Below are 15,598 nucleotides of genomic sequence, written 5' to 3'. Positions count from 1 at the left end.
CATGGGGCCCATGACGATCCCCACCCTCAGCGCCCAGGACGGCACGACGATCCCCGCGATCGGCTTCGGCACCTACCGCCTCAACGGCGAGGAGGGCGCGGAGACGGTCGCGCGCGCGATCGACGCGGGCTACCGGCTGATCGACTCGGCGTTCAGCTACGAGAACGAGGGTGCCGTGGGTGCGGCCGTCCGCCGTGCGGACGTCCCTCGCGACGACGTGATCGTCACGTCCAAGCTCCCCGGTCGCCACCAGGCCCACGACGACGCGGTCCGCACCGTCGAGGAGTCGCTCCTGCGCACCGGTCTCGACCGCATCGACCTGTACCTGATCCACTGGCCGAACCCGCGCGTCGGGCGGTACGTCGAGGCGTACGAGGCGCTCGTCGAGTGCCGCGAGCGCGGGCTGGTCCGCCACGTGGGCGTCTCGAACTTCCTGCCCGAGCACCTCGACGCGGTGATCGCCGCGACGGGCGTGACCCCGGTCGTGAACCAGGTCGAGCTGCACCCGTACTTCCCGCAGGCGGCGCAACGTGCCGCCGACGCCGAGCGCGGGATCCTCACCGAGGCGTGGAGCCCGATCGGCCGCGCGAGCGACCTCCTGCGCGACCCCGCCGTCACGGCGGTGGCCGCGGCGCACGGCGTCTCCCCCGTCCAGGCGATCCTGCGCTGGCACGTGCAGCTCGGCGTCGTGCCGCTGCCCAAGGCGTCGACGCCCGAGCGCCAGCGCGAGAACCTCGACGTCTTCTCGTTCGAGCTCACGACCCACGAGATGAACGCCCTCACGGGCCTCGGGCGTCCGGACGGACGCACGAACGACCAGGACCCCGCGGTGTACGAGGAGCTCTGACGGGCTCAGGCCCGCATCCCGAGCAGCACCCGGGTGACGCGCGTGCGCCGTACCAGCAGGTCGTAGACCGCGAGCAGCGCGCCGAGCGAGGCCACGACGATCACCACGTACTTCGCCGGGGCGGGAAGCTCCCACCCCACGACCGGGTACGCGACCGCGACCACGACCGGCTGGTGCAGCACGTACAGCGGCAGCACCGCCGCCCCGAGGTAGGCCCAGGCCCGACCCCGCCACGGACGGATCGCGACGGTGGCTCCCCGGGCGGTGCTCGTCGCGCCCAGTGCCACCTCGGCCGCAGGAGCGGCGGCCGCCGTGCGCCGGCGCGCGCCCCACCGGTCCAGGAGCCCGAGCAGCCCGACCACCCAGCACCACCCCGCGACGCCGTAGAGGAACCGGAACACGACCGCACCGGCCTCGCGACCCGTGAACGCGTCGACCTCGCCGGCGGGTCCGAGGAACAGCACCATGCCCACCGCGAACGCGCCCAGCCCGACCAGCCCGGCGAGGGCCGCATCCCGGCGCACCGCCGACCGGAACCGCGCGTCGGACGCCAGCACGAAGCCGCCGAGGAAGAACAGCAGGTACCCCCAGCGGCTCCACGCGGCGAAGCCCTCCTCGAGCTCGTGCGCCGCGCACACGACGCCGACGACCACCGCGGGCGCGAGCACCGCGCCCCGCGCCCCCACCGCCCGGGCGAGCCGCCCGCGCGCCCGGCGCGCGACGTCGTCGGGCACGAGGCGCACGAGCGCGGCGAGCACGAGCGCCCAGGTGAGCAGCAGCACGAGGAACCACAGGTGCCCCGTCTCGAAGTGCTCGCCGTCGAGGACGAACGGGACGTCCCCGGGCTGGAACCGCACGTCGAAGAACCGCAGCCAGAACGCGAGGTACGAGCCGGTCCACGTGCCCTCGGCGCGGGCGCGCAGGAACTGCGGGACGGGTAGGAGCAGGACGAGGGCGACGAGCAGCGGGACGCCGATGCGGAGCAGCCGCTCCCGGACGAACCCGCCGGGTCCGCGCGACCGGAGCGAGTGCCACGCGCCGATCCCTGCGATCGCGAACAGCAGCGGCATCGCGCACACCACGACGGGCGCGACGACGAACGTCGTCAGCTCGGTCGTCTCGGCGTTCTTCACGTAGAAGTCGTCGCGCGCGTCGAACACGAGCGCGGCGTGGAACAGCACGAGCCCCACGACGACGAGGGCGCGCACCGCGTCGAGCTCGCCGCGCCGGTCCGGCTGCCGCTCAGGCCCTCGCTCCACGCCTCGCATCATGGCACCGTGGGCGGGTGACGTCACCGGCCCTCGCTCCCCTGCCCGACGCCGCCCGACCGCCCTGGGCGGTCGGCTCGCCGCTGCGGCTGCTCGCCGCGGTGCTCGTCTCCGGCTCGGCGGTGCTCCTGTTCGCGGTGCACGTGCGCCCGCTCGGGTACGTGCCGCTCGTGCTCGGCGTGGCGCTGGGGCTCGCCGTGGACCGCCGCCTCGGGCGCGACCTCGCGCTCGTCGCGACCGGCATGGTGATCATCTCGACGATCTCGCTCGAGGCGGACCTGTCGGACGCCGGGATGGTGCGCTTCGCCGTCGTGCTGTCCCTCGCCGTGCTCGTGCCGTGGGCCCTCTCGCGGTTCGTCTTCCGCGAGGACGTCATCCGGTTCCCCGTCGCCACCGGGCGGCGCTGGACCCGGGGACAGGTCGTGTACCTCGTCGTGGTCGTCGTCGCGGGGTACCTGATCCTGCCGTTCTACTTCATCGGGTCGGGCGCGTACCTCAACTGGCCGGAGATCACGGGCGGACAGGAGATCGCGCGCCTGTTCGTGGGCGTCAACGCGGTGGGCATCTGGGACGAGCTGTTCTTCGTGTGCGTCGTGTTCGCGCTGTACCGCGAGCACTTCGGGCTGTGGACGGCGAACCTGCTCCAGGCGGCGGTGTTCGTGTCGTTCCTGTGGGAGCTCGGGTACCGCGAGTGGGGGCCGCTCCTCACCGTCCCGTTCGCCCTGGTCCAGGGCTGGATCTTCTCGTGGAGCAAGTCGCTCACGTACGTCGTCGCGGTGCACCTGCTGTTCGACGTCGTGGTGTTCGCCGTGCTCGTGCACGCCCACCACCCGGAGCTGTTCGACGTCTTCGTCACCGCGCCGCGCTGACCACCCCCCGGGGGGCCGTGCCGGTACGGTGCCCGCATGACCGGACGAAGAACCGGCCCCCGCCCCGGCCTCGTTCCCCTGGTGCTCGCGGTCGCGTGCCTGCTGGGCGTGGTGTGGCTGTGGGTGCTCCCGGGCTTCCGTGTCCAGGCCGCGACGCCGTTCGGAGAGACGGCCCGCGTCGAGCTCGACGCGGGCGACCACACCGTCTACGCCGACACGGGCGCCGCCTGGAGCGAGGTCCCGTGCGAGGGCACCGGACCCGACGGGGAGGACGTCGGGCTCCGCGTCTCGATGTCGCAGCAGGACCTCCTCGTCCCCCGGCACTGGCGCGCGCAGTCCTCGTTCACGAGCGACGCGGGCACGGTCACCCTCACGTGCCGGTCGGAGGGCACGGCGGCGGGCGGCACGTTCGCCGTCGGGCCGTCGGTCGACCTGCTGCAGGCCGCGCTCGGCACCGTGCTGCTCGCCGCCGCGGTGATCCTGGGGATCGTGGGGATCGCCCGCGCCCGACGCCGTCGCTGAGGCCCGTCAGGCGGGCCGCGCCAGCAGGACGCGGCGGACGCCGTCCACGCGGCACGCCGCGGTGACCGCGACCGTCGCCGGTCCGGCGAGGACCGTCACCGCCGCGACGACCACGGCGACGCCGACCGCCGCGCCCGCGACGACGTCGTGCGGGAAGTGCACGCCCTCGGCGACCCGCGCCGTGGCGACCGCGACGGCGAGCGCCACGGGCAGCACGACCCACACCGCGATCTCGCGCAGCGGCGACCGGTAGGCGTGCCGGGCGGGCACCGCCCCGGGGACGCGCACGGCGGGCGCCCCGGCCAGGACGACCGCCGTCGCGAGGGCGAAGGCGATGGCGGTGTGGTTGCTGGGGAACGACCAGTCCCCGGCAGCGGGGCAGTGCGCGACCTCGACGAGCTCCCAGCACCCCCGCGGCTGGCGGACCAGGGACTTCACGGCCTCGCTCGCCGCGTAGGCCGCGACGGCGCCCACCCCGGCGACCAACGTCGTCGCGACGGCAGACGCGCCCGCGCGCCGCGACCGCCACGCGACGACCGCGCACAACCCGAGGAGCACGAGCACCCCGCCCTCCGCGACGAGCCCGGACCCCGGGAGCTCGGCGGTCCGCGCCGTGATCGCGAGGTAGAGCGCCTCGCTCGGACCGCGCAGCAGGCGTGCGACCAGCACGACGAGCGCCGCCCCGACCAGCCACGACACCGCGACGAGCACCTGGCCCGCGGCCTGGGACGACGCGCCCGCGGGCTCCTCCGGCAGCGGGCGCGGGGCCGCGCCGGGCATCGCGCCGGGCGAGGTGCCGAGGGACGCGTCGGAGCGGTCGAGCAGGGTCGAGGGACGGGACGAATCGGGCGGAGTCATCGCACGAGGGTAAGGCGGGTGAACGGCAGGTGAACATCCGCCCCACGGGGGATGTCCGCCGCCGGGCCTCCCCCCGGGGCCGGACCTACCGCGCGTCGGGGGTGTCGTCGGCCGGGACGTAGAACGCGGTCGTGGCGGCGACGCGTGCGGCGACGTCGTCCGCGCCCAAGCCGTCCGCCTCCGCGAGCGCCGCTCCCCACGCCTCGCTGCTCGCGACGTTGAACGCGCGCAGCTCGGGGCTCGCGAGGACCTCCTCGGGGTCGAGCGGCCCGGCGCCGCCGAGGTGCAGCCCGAGGCCCAGCAGCGCTCCGTCCCAGCCGACGCCGACGGCGCCCGGGCCGTACACGTCCCACATCTCCGGCGGCACGACGGCGGTGTGCTCGAGCGTGAGGGTCGTGCCGCCGTCGGGCGCGGGCGCGAGGCGGAGCTCGACGACCGACGAGTCCTCCGGCGTCGGCGGGCCCATGACCCAGGTGAGCCGGAGGAGGGTCGGCGCGTCGCACGCGCGGATCTCGCCGCCCGCGTTCCCCTCGACCTGGTACGTGCCGCCGACCCGGAACTCGCCCGTGACCGGGAGGAACCAGCGCGGGATGCGCTCGGGGTCGGTGACGGCGTCCCACACGTCCTCGACGTCGGCAGGGTAGGTCCGCTCGATGGTGAGCACGCGGGCCTCGCCCGCGGGGAGCACCCCCGTCCCGACGGAGCGCCGCGCGGCCTCGAGCTCGGCGATGAAGTCCTTCATGCTGTCCTCCTGGTGGTGTCGGTCGGGCGTCCGGCGCCCTCGTCGGCGGCCGCGGCACGGCGCCGCTCGCGGGCGCCGCGAGCGAGCTCGGTGCCGAGCGCGTCGAGCCGCTGCTCCCAGAACCGGCGCAGGCCCGCCGCCCAGTCCTCGACCTCGTCGAGCGCCGCGGGGTCGAGCGCGTAGACGCGCCGGGTCCCCTCGGGCCGCACGGTCGCGAAGCCGCTCGTCCGCAGCACCTTGAGGTGCTGGGACACGGCCGGCTGGCTGATCCCGAACTCCTCGCCCACGAGCGCGGCGAGCTCCCCCGCCGGACGCTCGCCCCGGGCGAGATGCTCGAGGATCCGCCGCCGCACCGGGTCGCCGAGGACGTCGAACGCTTCCATGACCACCATGTTTCACGTATCGCTTATATAAGTCAAGACCTATCGAGAGGCCTCGCCAGGACGCGCTGCGGGCCGGCGCCCCCGCCGAGGTAGGCGCCACGGTCCGTCAGGCCCGCGCGCGCGTAGGCGCGGCGTCCCGCGGCGTTGCGCTCGTTGACCGTGAGGACCAGCGCGGCGTACGGGGCGGCCCGACGGCGCACGCGCGCCAGCTCCACGACCGCTCCCGGGAGCAGCGACGTCACGCGCGTGCCGACCCCTGCACCCTGCGACGCGACGTCGACGAGGAAGCCGCGGAAGAGCACCACGTCGTCCGCTCCGACGCCGCCGAGCAACGCCACGACCTCCGCGGGCGCGCCGCCCGGGTGCAGCACCCCGAGCGCGACGACGTCGCCCGACGCCCCGCGCGCGACCAGGAGGTGCCGGTCGGGGTCGGCCCGGGCCGCGTCCACCACGTCGGTGGCGGGCGGGACGAACGCGTCCTGGCCGGGGCCGAGCCGCAGCGCGAGCGCCGCCGCGAGGAGGACGTCGCGCTCGTCGGCGGGCACGGCGTCGAGCAGCAAGAGCTCGAGCGAGCCGTCACCTCTGGGCCGCGACGGCAGCCGGTCCGTCGTCGCGCGAGCCCCGGACCGGGCCGTCACCGCCGCTTCCCGCCGCGCCCGCGGGAGCCGCGGCCCTTCTGGACCCCGCCACGCCCCTGCTTCGCTCCGCCGGAGCGCCCACCGGCTGCTCCCCCGCGCCCGGACCCGCCGCGTCCACCCTGTCCTCCGGCGCCGCCGCGCCCGCTCTGCGCGCGGGGCGTCGCGGCCTCCTCGGGCACGGACCCGGCGCGTCGGCCGCGCGAGCTGTTGACCGTGCGGCCCCGCACGATGCCGACCATCTCCTCGACCAGCTCGTCGTCGCGGTCGGTCACCCACGCGAGCGCCACCGGGGCGGTCGGCGCGTCGTCGAGGCGCCGGTACGTCACGTCCTTGCGGTGGTGCAGGCGCGCGAGCGACTGCGGCACGACCGCCACCCCGACGTTCGCCGCGACGAGCACGACGGCGTCGCCCGTCGTCGCCGGACGCTCGACGGCCGGCCGGCCCGGGGGCTCCGGGGCGTCGTCCGCGGCGCCGGGCTCGCCCGCCCACGGCACGACGTCGTCGAGCGGCCGCAGCAGCACGTCGTCGGCGAGGTCCGCGCCCGCGACCGGCTCCTCGGGCTCGAGCGCGGCGAGCAGGTGGTCGCGGGAGACGAGCACGACCGGCGCCTCCTCGTAGAGCCGGATCGCGCTGAGCACGTCGCGGTCGACCGGCAGGCGGAGGATCGCGGCGTCCGCCTCGTCGTCGCGCAGGGCACGCTCGGCGTCGTCCGCCGCGACGGCCACGAGGTCGAGCGGCACGTCGGCGAGGCGCTCGCGCCACGTGCGCACCCACTTCGCCGGTGTCGCGCCCGGCACGTACGCGAGCCGGAACCGCCGCACCCCGCCGTCGTCGGGGGTCGCGCCGTTCGTCACCTCGGGGGCCGTGCCCGCGTCGTCGTCCACCCGACCAGCCTAGGCGCGCCGCCGGAGGCCGACCGGCCGACTACCCTGGAGCCCATGACCCCCAAGCAGTCCGCGCAGACCATGAAGCCCGCCACCGCGGCGAAGAAGCTCGGGGTGTACCTGCCCGCCACGCCGCCGGAGTTCCAGGAGGGCACGATCACGCGGGCCCAGCTCGAGGAGCTCGAGAAGAACCCGCCGGAGTGGCTCGCGGACCTGCGCCGCAACGGCCCCCACCCGCGCCCCGTCGTCGCGGGTCGCCTGGGCGTCTCGATCTCCGGCCTCACCCGCGGCGGCCTCACCGAGCCGCTCACGACGGAGGAGATCGACGCGCTGCGCCAGGACCCGCCCGCGTGGCTCGCGACCGAGCGCGAGGTGCAGAAGAAGGTCCGCGCCGAGGAGGAGCGGCTCGCCGCCGCGCGCGCCAAGAAGGGCTGAGTCTCAGCCCTCGGGCGGCGCCTCGCCGCCGGCCCCTGACCGGGCGGCGGCCCGGTCGGTGTGCCCGAGCGCCAGGTCCGGGGCGACGGCGTCGCGCACGCGCCGCTTGAGGTCCGGGATCTCGGGGAACCCGCCGTCGGTCTTGCGGTCCCACAGGAGCACGGGCCCGTCGCCGGCGTCGAGCGTGACGCGGAAGACGCCGTCCGTCCCCGGCACCAGGGCGACCTCGCCGAGCCGCGTGCGGAACGTCTGGAGCAGCTCCTGGGCGACCCACGCCCCTCGCAGGAGCCACCGGCACTGCGTGCAGTACTCGACCGCCACGCGCGCCGTCCCGCGCGGCGGGTCGGAGGGCGCGGGGGTCTCGGGGCCGGGCAGCCCGGCGTCGTCCGTCATGGCGCTCAGCCTACGGTCGGGCACGTCGTCTCAGGTGCCCCGCTCCGCGGGCAGCCGCCCGCTCGCGACGGCCGCCTCGAGCGCGGCGAAGTCCTGCTCGACGACGTCCGCGTACGCGCACGACCAGCGCGCGATCGCGTCGTCGAACGCATCGGAGCGGCCGAGGTACCCGTGGGCCACGCGGGTGCCGGGCGACTGGCTGTGCGCGCGCGCGAGCACGCGCCCGCAGAGCTCGCCGTACCGCACGAACTGCGCCGCGGAGAGCCGGTCGAGCTCGACCGACCCCTTCATGTCGCGGAACTGCCGCCAGAAGAAGTCGACGCGGGGCCTCCCCGTGCGGTCCGGAGCCTCGACCGTGGTCCAGCCGAGGAACGGGTCCGACTGCGCCTGGAGGATCCGCTGGGCGGCGACGACTCGTCGTCCCTGGGCGGGCACGCTCCCGACCGGCACCAGACCCGAGGGGAGCGCGTCGACCATCCCGCCGTAGGTCGCCAGCACGGACCTCGTCGCCTCCTTCACCTGGAGCACGAGCGGTTCCCCCGCGGGCCCCTCGAGCAGCACGATGTAGCAGCGGGTGCCCACGCTGCCGACACCCACCACGCGCAGCACGAAGTCGACGACCGTGAACTGGCTCAGCAGCAGCCGCGCGTCCGCGCGCAGCGGCTCGCGGTACGCCTCGAACAGGGTCGTGAGCTCGTCCAGGCTCGCCGTGTCCACGTGCTGCGTGACGGGCGGCTGGTCGACGATCCGGGTCCGCCCGTCGGCGGACAGCGCCGTGATCTTCTGGACCACCTGCTCCGACGTGCGACGGCGGGCCTTCTTCAGGGTGCGCTTCAGCTCCAGCCGCCCCTCCTTGAGCAGGAGCGGCTCGATGAGCTCCGCGTCGACCTGGAAGGCGTACCGGTCCAACGCGCTGCGGTCGTACGCGGCGCCGAGCGCCTCCCGGTAGCCCCGCGCCGCGCTGCGCGCGGCCTCACGGCACTGCTCCTCCGACATGCCCTTGTCCCGTCCCCCCACGTACATGCTCGCGGCGAGGCGCTTGACGTCCCACTCCCACGGCGCGTCGGACGCCTCGTCGAAGTCGTTGAGGTCGAACAGGACCCGGCGCTCGGGCGACGCGAAGAGGCCGAAGTTGGAGACGTGGGCGTCCCCGCACGCCACGACGTGCACGCCGGTGCGCGGACCGTCGCGCAGGTCGTGCGCCATCGTGGCCGCCGTGCCGCGGTAGAACGCGAACGGCGACTCGAGCATCCGGCCGACCCGCAGCGGGACGAGGTCCTGGAGCCGGTCGCGGTTCTGCTCCTCGATGATGGCGACCGGGTCGCGCTCCGGGAGCAGCAGCGCCCCCTGGGTGCGGCGCGGCACCCGGTCGCGCAGGGCGCGCCCCGCCGCGCGGGACTCGGCCAGGGTTCGCGGGACGTCCACGGGTGCCTCCTCGCTGTCCGGGAACCGCACAGTAGCGCCCGCGGCGGCTCACGGCACGGCGACGCCGGGTGAGGTTCGGTGGAGCGACGTCGCCGGGGTGACCGGGCGGGGAGCGGCGTGCCGTCGGGGAGACTGGACCGGTGACGACCTCCCCGCCCGACCTCGCCGCGCTGCTCGCGCGCCTGCGCACCGACCACACCGGCCCGGACCGCGAGGACGCCCCGGTCGCCGTGGACCCCGTCGACCGGCTGCTGCTCGACCTCCTGCTCGACGAGGCGGCACCGAGGCTCGCGGGTACCGGGCCGGAGGCCGTGGCGGTCGTCGACGACCGGTACGGGGCTCTCACGCTCGGCAGCGCGCTGCTCACCGCCACGGAGTCGACCGAGGACGGGCCGGCATCGGGAGACAGTCCTGCTGCGAGGGTGCGCGTCCACCAGGACGCGTGCACCGCGGAGGCCGCGCTCGACGCGAACGCGGCGGCGCTCGGGCTGGCCGGCGCGTACGCGCGCCACGGTCTGGGGACGGGGCTGCTCGCCGGGACGCGTGCTGTGCTGCTCCGCCTGCCCCGCAGCCTCGCGGCGCTGCGCGACGTCGCGGAGCACGTCGCGCGCGAGGCCGACCCGGGCGTCGTGCTGCTGGCAGGCGGGCGCGTCAAGCACATGACGCGTGCCATGAACGACGTCCTCGGCGAGTCGTTCGCCGACGTGCGCGCGAGCCTCGCGCGCGGCAAGTCGCGCGTGCTCGTCGCGTCGTCGCCGCGCCCCGCACGCGGCGGGTTCACCTACCCCGTGACGGCCGACCTGCCCGACGTCGGGCTGCGGGTCGCGGCGTTCGGGGCGGCCTTCGCGGGGGCGGGTCTGGACCTCGGGACGCGGTTCCTGCTCGAGCAGCTCGGCGCCGCGGGCCCGGACGGGCCGGCGCCCGGCGGGTCGGGCGCGGGCCCGCTCGACGTCGTCGACCTCGGTTGCGGGACGGGCCTGCTCGCCACGTGGGCGGCCCGGCGCTGGCCGGAGGCGAAGGTCGTCGCGACGGACCGCTCCGACGCGGCGGTGCGGTCGGCGGCGCTCACGGCGCGGGAGAACGAGGTGGGCGACCGCGTGCGCACCGTGCGCGACGACGCGGGCGCGACGCTGGCCGACGCGAGCGCCGACGTCGTGCTGCTCAACCCGCCGTTCCACGACGGCGCGGCCCTGCGCACCGACGCGGCGCACCGCATGTTCGCGACGGCGGGGCGGGTGCTGCGCCCGGGCGGGGAGCTGTGGTGCGTGTGGAACTCGCACCTGCGCTACCGGCCGGCGCTGGAGCGGGCGGTCGGGCCGACGACCCAGGTCGCGCGCGGCCCGCGGTTCACCGTCACCCGCTCCACGCGCCGCTGAGCGCTGAGTGCTCGTCGCCAGGACGGCTCGGCGGCGACGGCTACCCAGCACTCAGCGGGGAGCGTCACTGGACGTCGACGACGTCCACGACGAAGACGAGCGTGTCCGTGCCCGCGATGCCGGCCTGCGGCACGCCGCGCTGGCCGTAGCCGTGCTCCGGCGGGATCGAGAGCAGCACGCGCGAGCCGACGTTCTGGCCGACGAGGCCCTTGTCCCAGCCGCCGATCACGGCGCCGACGCCGATGGGGAAGGCGATGGTGTCGCCGCGGTCGTAGGAGTTGTCGAACACGTGGCCGCCCCACGTCTGCCCGAGGTAGTGCACGACGATGTTGCGCCCCGACGTGACGGCCGGGCCGTCGCCCTCGCTGAGCACGACGACCTGGAGGCCGCTGGGCGCGTCCGTCTCCGGGAAGGTGAGCGTCGGCTTGTCGCCGAAGGATCCGGATGCGGTCGGAAGGGTGGGCTGGTCGGTCACGAGGTTGCCTCTCGTCGGGTGCAGGAATGCCCGCGCGGACGCGGGTCTCCCTACCCTACGCGGGTCGCTCCGGGCCGGCCGGGGCGTCCTGCACCCGACCTCTTGCGCGCTGTGGCTAATGGCATTAGCCTCGTGGCTATGAACACGAGACAGCAGTCCACCGTGCACCACCTCGCCCGGGCCGAGGGGCGCCTCGCCTACACCGACGAGGGCACCGGCCCCCTCCTCGTCGCCTCGCCCGGCATGGGCGACCTGCGCTCGACCTACGACGACGTCGCCCCGCACCTCGTGGCCGCCGGCTACCGCGTGGTCGTCGTGGACCTGCGCGGCCACGGCGACAGCGACACCACGTTCTCGACCCACGGCGACGAGGCGACGGCGTCCGACTACGTCGCGCTCGTCGAGCACCTGGACGCGGGCCCCGCCGTCCTGCTCGGGAGCTCCATGGCGGCGTCGGCCGCCGTGATCGCCGCGGCCGAGCGTCCCGACCTCGTGCGCGGGCTCGTCCTCCTCGACGGGTTCCTCCGCGAGCCGTCGTCGCCCGCGAAGCTCCGTGCGATGCGCGTGCTGTACCGCCTCGCGCTCGCCCGGCCCTGGGGCGCCGCGTTCTGGTCCTCGTTCTACGGCTCGCTGAACAAGGGCCGCACACCCGCGCGCCTCGCCGCGCACCAGGCCGCGATCCGCGCCAAGCTCTCCGAGCCGGGGCGCCTGCGCTCCTTCCGGGACCTCACCCTCCAGCTCGACCACCGCGTCGTCGAGCCGCGCGTCGCGCACGTCGAGGCGCCCGCGCTCGCGGTCTTCGGCGCGCTCGACCCCGACTACGCCGACCCCGCGGCCGAGGCCGCGTGGGCGCAGGAGTCGCTCGGCGCGACGACCCTCGTGCTGCCCGAGGTGGGCCACTACCCCCCAGCTCCAGGCGCCGGAGGAGGTCGTGGCCGCGACGCTCGCGTTCCTCGCCGACCTGCCGGACGACGCCGCGCGCCCGGCCCGCGCGCGCCGCGCGGGGTCGGAGGGCACCCGTGGCTAGGGCGGGGCTCTCGCACGCCGCCGTCGTGCGGATCGCCGTCGACCTCGTCGACGCGGGCGGGCCGACCGGCTTCGCCGACCTCACGCTCGCGAAGGTCGCCGCACAGGCGGGCGTCGCGACGCCGAGCCTGTACAAGCACGTCGGGTCGCTCGCGGCCCTGCGGCGCGAGGTCGCGGTCGTGTCGGTCGAGGACTACACGCGGGCCCTCACCGACGCGACGGTCGGGCTCGCCGGACCCGACGCCGTCGCCGCCCTCGCGCACGCGACCCGGCGCTACGCGCGCGCACACCCCGGGCGGTACGCGGCCGTCCAGGTGGCGCCCGACCCCGACGACCCCGCCGACGCCACGCTCTCCGCGGCGGCGAGCCGCAGCGTCCAGGTCGTCGCCGCGGTGCTGCGCGGCTTCGACCTCCCCGAGGACCGCACGATCGACGCGATCCGGTCCGTGCGCGCGAGCCTGCACGGATTCGTCGCGCTCGAGCTCGGTGGCGGCTACCGGCTGCCTGACGACCTCGACCGCAGCTTCGAGACCCACGCGTCGGCCGTCCTCGCAGGACTGGCCGCGCTGGGCGCGCCGCGGGGCGAACGGCTGGAGGGCGGCGCTCCAGCGTCTTGACCACGCGGCCGCCACCCGCGACGATGCGCCGGTGATCGAGCTCTTCGCGCGCGACATCGACGTCCACTACGGGTTCGTCCACCTCCGGGAGGAGGACGGCGACTGGCCCGAGCTCAGCAGGGAGGGCCGGGAGAACGGCCTGCTCGAGCACGGGCCTGCCGACGCGCTCGCGATGACGACCGGGCTCCACACCGGCGCGGTCCCCTTGCGCGTGGAGTGGCACCCGGTGGAGCCGCCGTTCGACGACGCCTGGCAGGACGTGGTCGAGGCGTCGGTCGAGCTCACCACCCCGCACCTGCTGATCGCGTCGTTCGACGACGGGGAGCCCGTGTCGGCACCGCACCTCGGGTGGCACCGCGCCCGCTACGTGGCGAGCGAGATGGACGCCGGCAGGGCCATGGACTGCCCGGTCGACGGCGAGTCCGCGCCCGACTCCTACCTCCTCCAGCTCTGGCCTGCGCCGCCTGGTCGGGACCGGGTCGTCAGGGTGACGAGCGAGGTGGCCGCCTACTGGCACGCGGTCGCCCGCGGCGAGCGCAGGTGACGGGCGCCGGCGCTCGACCGACGCCCGTCCCGCGGTCGCCGCTCACCGCGCGGCGACGAACCCCAGGAGGTCGTGCCGCGTGAGGACGCCGACCGGGTCGCCGTCCTCGACGACGAGCAGCGCGTCGGCGTCGTGCAGCGCGGCGCGCACCGCCTCGACGCCCTCGCCCGCGCCGATGAGCGGGAAGCGGGGCTCCATGTGCTGGTCCACCCGGTCGGCGAGGGACGCGCGGCCGGAGAACACGGCGTCGAGCAGCTCGCGCTCGCTCACCGACCCCGCCACCTCGCCACTCTTCACCGGCGGCTCCGCGCCGACGACAGGCATCTGGGAGACGCCGTACTCGCGCAGGATCTCGATCGCGTCGCGCACGGTCTCGCTCGGGTGCGTGTGCACGAGGTCGGGCAGGCGACCGTCCTTGGCGCGCAGCACGTCGCCCGCGGTGACGCCTTCCTCGTCGGGCAGGAACCCGTACGACCGCATCCAGGCGTCGTTGAAGATCTTCGACAGGTAGCCGCGCCCGCTGTCGGGCAGCAGGACCACGATCACGGCCCGTGCCGCGGCCTCCGGGTCCTCCTCCTCGAGCCGCCGCGCGAGCCGCAGCGTCGCCTCGACCGCCATGCCGCACGACCCGCCGACGAGCAGGCCCTCCTCGCGCGCGAGGCGCCGCGTCATCGCGAACGAGTCCGCGTCCGACACGGCGATGACCTCGTCGGGGACCGAGGGGTCGTACGCGGCGGGCCAGAAGTCCTCGCCCACGCCCTCGACGAGGTACGGGCGCCCGTCGCCCCCGGAGTACACCGAGCCCGCCGGGTCGGCGCCGACGACGCGCACGCGCCCGCCGTCCGACGCGGGGCGGTCCGCCGAGACCTCCTTGAGGTAGCGGCCGGTACCGGTGATCGTGCCGCCCGTCCCGACGCCGGCGACGAAGTGCGTCACGCGCCCGTCGGTGTCGTCCCAGACCTCCGGCCCGGTGGACTCGTAGTGCGACGCCGGGCCGTTCGGGTTGGCGTACTGGTTGGGCTTCCACGCTCCGGGGATCTCGCGGACGAGGCGGTCCGACACCGAGTAGTAGGAGTCCGGGTGGTCCGGCGCGACGGCGGTCGGCGTCACGACGACGCGCGCGCCGTACGCGCGCAGCACGTCGCGCTTGTCCTGGCTCACCTTGTCCGGGCAGACGAACACGCAGTCGTACCCCTTGCGCTGCGCGACGAGCGCGAGGCCGACGCCGGTGTTGCCGGACGTGGGCTCGACGATCGTGCCGCCCGGCGCCAGCTCTCCTGACGCCTCCGCGGCCTCGACCATCTTCAGCGCGATGCGGTCCTTCACCGAGCCGCCGGGGTTCACGTACTCGACCTTGGCGAGGATCGTCGCGCTGAGGCCTTCGGTGACACGGGACAGCCGGACGAGCGGGGTACCGCCGACGAGCTCCGAGACGTGCTCTGCGTATCTCATGCCCCGATCATCCCCGATCCGCGCGGGTGCGCGTGCGTCGTCGGCGGCCCCGCGAGGCGAGGGCGGGAATTTCCGTACGGTGTAGAACGTTGAGTCCCGCGACCGCCCCGACCGAGAGGTGACCCGTGCCCGAGACGACCACCGCCGCCCCGCACCCGACCGGCCCCGCGACGACCGTCCCCGACCTGCCCGACGTCTCCGCCCAGGCCGAGCGCCTCGTCGCGCTCGGCGTCCACGAGCTCGCCGGCCTGGCGCCCGACGCGCTCCGTGCCGCCGCGACCGGGCTCGCGGCCACAGCACCCGCCGGGTCGCTGCTCGTCGTCGACCCCCGGCTCGCGCCGCCGTCGGCCCTCGCTCCCCTGCTGCGGCTCCCGGCGCGCGACGGCGAGAAGGAGGGCTTCGTCGTCGTCGACATGACGGACGTCGACCGCTTCGCGCCGATCGAGGGCGTCGAGGTGCCCGACGGACCGCTCTACGTCGTCGCGGGCCCGGACCGTGGCGACGACCTGGCGAACTGGTCGCCGGACGAGGCGCTGCCCGAGCTCACCGCCCGGGACCGGACGCCGATGCTGCTGCACGAGGGCATCCACTGGGCGCTCCAGGCGCCGAACGTCCTCACGCGCAACCTCTGCTACATGACCATCGGGTCGCGCCTGCGCAAGCCCGACGGCCGTCTCGACGCCCGCACCCCGGCGCTGTGGATCTCGAACGGCACGGGCCGCGACGGTCGCGAGCGCCGCGGCGCCCCGAAGGTCGGCTGGTGCTGGGCGGGCAACCGCCACACGTGGCTCGGCTTCGCCTCGACGACGGGCCGCCTCCCGGCCTGACCCCACCCGCTGAGTGC

At 75.7% G+C, this 15,598-nt stretch carries 18 protein-coding genes and 1 pseudogene; 9 read left to right on the top strand and 10 right to left on the bottom strand.

Going from position 1 to position 15,598, the window contains the following annotated elements:
* Positions 1-10: 10 nt before the first annotated feature.
* Entirely contained in the window at positions 11-847 is an 837-nt protein-coding gene (locus tag FB00_RS06305) for an aldo/keto reductase (protein WP_047232059.1), read from the top strand.
* A 5-nt stretch (positions 848-852) separates the two neighbouring features.
* Here the strand turns inward: FB00_RS06305 and FB00_RS06300 are convergent, their stop codons facing one another.
* Positions 853-2,106: an acyltransferase family protein gene (locus tag FB00_RS06300; protein ID WP_197088763.1), complete on the bottom strand. Its 1,254-nt coding sequence runs from the start codon at positions 2,104-2,106 to the stop codon at positions 853-855.
* A 50-nt stretch (positions 2,107-2,156) separates the two neighbouring features.
* Between FB00_RS06300 and FB00_RS06295 the strand changes: the two genes are divergently transcribed.
* Positions 2,157-2,984, top strand: a complete 828-nt coding sequence (locus FB00_RS06295) for a CPBP family intramembrane glutamic endopeptidase (protein WP_047232174.1) — start codon at positions 2,157-2,159, stop codon at positions 2,982-2,984.
* A gap of 36 nt (positions 2,985-3,020) precedes the next feature.
* Positions 3,021-3,506, top strand: a complete 486-nt coding sequence (locus FB00_RS06290) for a hypothetical protein (RefSeq protein WP_156186318.1) — start codon at positions 3,021-3,023, stop codon at positions 3,504-3,506.
* Between the two features lie 6 nt (positions 3,507-3,512).
* Here the strand turns inward: FB00_RS06290 and FB00_RS06285 are convergent, their stop codons facing one another.
* From FB00_RS06285 to FB00_RS06265, 5 genes are all read right to left on the bottom strand, one after another.
* Positions 3,513-4,364, bottom strand: coding sequence for a phosphatase PAP2 family protein (locus FB00_RS06285; RefSeq protein WP_052877494.1), 852 nt, complete (start codon positions 4,362-4,364; stop codon positions 3,513-3,515).
* An 85-nt stretch (positions 4,365-4,449) separates the two neighbouring features.
* Complete coding sequence (locus tag FB00_RS06280) at positions 4,450-5,106, bottom strand: SRPBCC family protein (protein WP_047232056.1); 657 nt, start codon at positions 5,104-5,106, stop codon at positions 4,450-4,452.
* The gene (locus FB00_RS06275) at positions 5,103-5,489 is read right to left on the bottom strand and encodes an ArsR/SmtB family transcription factor (protein ID WP_047232172.1); all 387 of its coding nucleotides are present in this window, start codon (positions 5,487-5,489) and stop codon (positions 5,103-5,105) included. The genes FB00_RS06280 and FB00_RS06275 overlap by 4 nt, the downstream gene beginning before the upstream one ends.
* Positions 5,490-5,521: 32 nt before the next feature.
* Positions 5,522-6,049 carry a GNAT family N-acetyltransferase gene (locus FB00_RS06270; protein WP_197088762.1) on the bottom strand — a complete coding sequence of 176 codons (528 nt, stop codon included), beginning with the start codon at positions 6,047-6,049 and terminating at the stop codon, positions 5,522-5,524.
* Between the two features lie 74 nt (positions 6,050-6,123).
* Positions 6,124-7,011 carry a LysR substrate-binding domain-containing protein gene (locus FB00_RS06265; RefSeq protein ID WP_231581741.1) on the bottom strand — a complete coding sequence of 296 codons (888 nt, stop codon included), beginning with the start codon at positions 7,009-7,011 and terminating at the stop codon, positions 6,124-6,126.
* 54 nt (positions 7,012-7,065) lie between these two features.
* On the opposite strand from FB00_RS06265, the gene FB00_RS06260 reads away from it, so the two are divergent.
* Positions 7,066-7,446, top strand: a complete 381-nt coding sequence (locus FB00_RS06260; RefSeq protein ID WP_047232055.1) for a DUF5997 family protein — start codon at positions 7,066-7,068, stop codon at positions 7,444-7,446.
* Between the two features lie 3 nt (positions 7,447-7,449).
* Here FB00_RS06260 and FB00_RS06255 read toward each other — a convergent pair whose 3' ends face one another.
* Both FB00_RS06255 and FB00_RS06250 read right to left on the bottom strand, forming a co-directional pair.
* Positions 7,450-7,839 (bottom strand): SelT/SelW/SelH family protein, encoded by a 390-nt coding sequence (locus FB00_RS06255; RefSeq protein ID WP_082141057.1) that lies wholly within the window; start codon positions 7,837-7,839, stop codon positions 7,450-7,452.
* Between the two features lie 30 nt (positions 7,840-7,869).
* Positions 7,870-9,264: a DUF2252 domain-containing protein gene (locus FB00_RS06250; protein ID WP_052877492.1), complete on the bottom strand. Its 1,395-nt coding sequence runs from the start codon at positions 9,262-9,264 to the stop codon at positions 7,870-7,872.
* A 140-nt stretch (positions 9,265-9,404) separates the two neighbouring features.
* Between FB00_RS06250 and FB00_RS06245 the strand changes: the two genes are divergently transcribed.
* The gene (locus tag FB00_RS06245; protein WP_047232053.1) at positions 9,405-10,640 is read left to right on the top strand and encodes a class I SAM-dependent methyltransferase; all 1,236 of its coding nucleotides are present in this window, start codon (positions 9,405-9,407) and stop codon (positions 10,638-10,640) included.
* Positions 10,641-10,704: 64 nt separating this feature from the next.
* Here FB00_RS06245 and FB00_RS06240 read toward each other — a convergent pair whose 3' ends face one another.
* Positions 10,705-11,115, bottom strand: a complete 411-nt coding sequence (locus FB00_RS06240) for an FKBP-type peptidyl-prolyl cis-trans isomerase (RefSeq protein ID WP_047232052.1) — start codon at positions 11,113-11,115, stop codon at positions 10,705-10,707.
* Positions 11,116-11,253: 138 nt separating this feature from the next.
* On the opposite strand from FB00_RS06240, the pseudogene FB00_RS21560 reads away from it, so the two are divergent.
* The 3 genes and pseudogenes from FB00_RS21560 to FB00_RS06230 all read left to right on the top strand — a co-directional run.
* A pseudogene (locus tag FB00_RS21560) lies at positions 11,254-11,961 on the top strand (alpha/beta fold hydrolase); the annotation flags it as partial.
* A 173-nt stretch (positions 11,962-12,134) separates the two neighbouring features.
* Entirely contained in the window at positions 12,135-12,758 is a 624-nt protein-coding gene (locus tag FB00_RS06235) for a TetR/AcrR family transcriptional regulator (protein ID WP_047232051.1), read from the top strand.
* Between the two features lie 31 nt (positions 12,759-12,789).
* Positions 12,790-13,302 carry a hypothetical protein gene (locus FB00_RS06230; RefSeq protein ID WP_052877491.1) on the top strand — a complete coding sequence of 171 codons (513 nt, stop codon included), beginning with the start codon at positions 12,790-12,792 and terminating at the stop codon, positions 13,300-13,302.
* Positions 13,303-13,344: 42 nt separating this feature from the next.
* Here the strand turns inward: FB00_RS06230 and FB00_RS06225 are convergent, their stop codons facing one another.
* Entirely contained in the window at positions 13,345-14,754 is a 1,410-nt protein-coding gene (locus tag FB00_RS06225) for a cystathionine beta-synthase (protein WP_047232050.1), read from the bottom strand.
* Between the two features lie 125 nt (positions 14,755-14,879).
* On the opposite strand from FB00_RS06225, the gene FB00_RS06220 reads away from it, so the two are divergent.
* Entirely contained in the window at positions 14,880-15,581 is a 702-nt protein-coding gene (locus FB00_RS06220) for a DUF5701 family protein (protein WP_047232049.1), read from the top strand.
* The last annotated feature ends 17 nt before the right edge of the window (positions 15,582-15,598 follow it).

It is taken from the genome of Cellulosimicrobium funkei (assembly GCF_001019615.1).
GTDB lineage: Bacteria > Actinomycetota > Actinomycetes > Actinomycetales > Cellulomonadaceae > Cellulosimicrobium > Cellulosimicrobium cellulans_E.
This window is presented reverse-complemented; position numbering and strand designations above follow the sequence as displayed.

Coding starts and splice junctions, on each gene's coding strand:
- FB00_RS06280 (WP_047232056.1), bottom strand. CDS start 5,106: ATGAAGGACTTCATCGCCGAGCTCGAGGCCGCGCGGCGCTCCGTCGGG.
- FB00_RS06275 (WP_047232172.1), bottom strand. CDS start 5,489: ATGGAAGCGTTCGACGTCCTCGGCGACCCGGTGCGGCGGCGGATCCTC.
- FB00_RS06290 (WP_156186318.1), top strand. CDS start 3,021: ATGACCGGACGAAGAACCGGCCCCCGCCCCGGCCTCGTTCCCCTGGTG.
- FB00_RS06285 (WP_052877494.1), bottom strand. CDS start 4,364: ATGACTCCGCCCGATTCGTCCCGTCCCTCGACCCTGCTCGACCGCTCC.
- FB00_RS06255 (WP_082141057.1), bottom strand. CDS start 7,839: ATGACGGACGACGCCGGGCTGCCCGGCCCCGAGACCCCCGCGCCCTCC.
- FB00_RS06305 (WP_047232059.1), top strand. CDS start 11: ATGACGATCCCCACCCTCAGCGCCCAGGACGGCACGACGATCCCCGCG.
- FB00_RS06225 (WP_047232050.1), bottom strand. CDS start 14,754: ATGAGATACGCAGAGCACGTCTCGGAGCTCGTCGGCGGTACCCCGCTC.
- FB00_RS06260 (WP_047232055.1), top strand. CDS start 7,066: ATGACCCCCAAGCAGTCCGCGCAGACCATGAAGCCCGCCACCGCGGCG.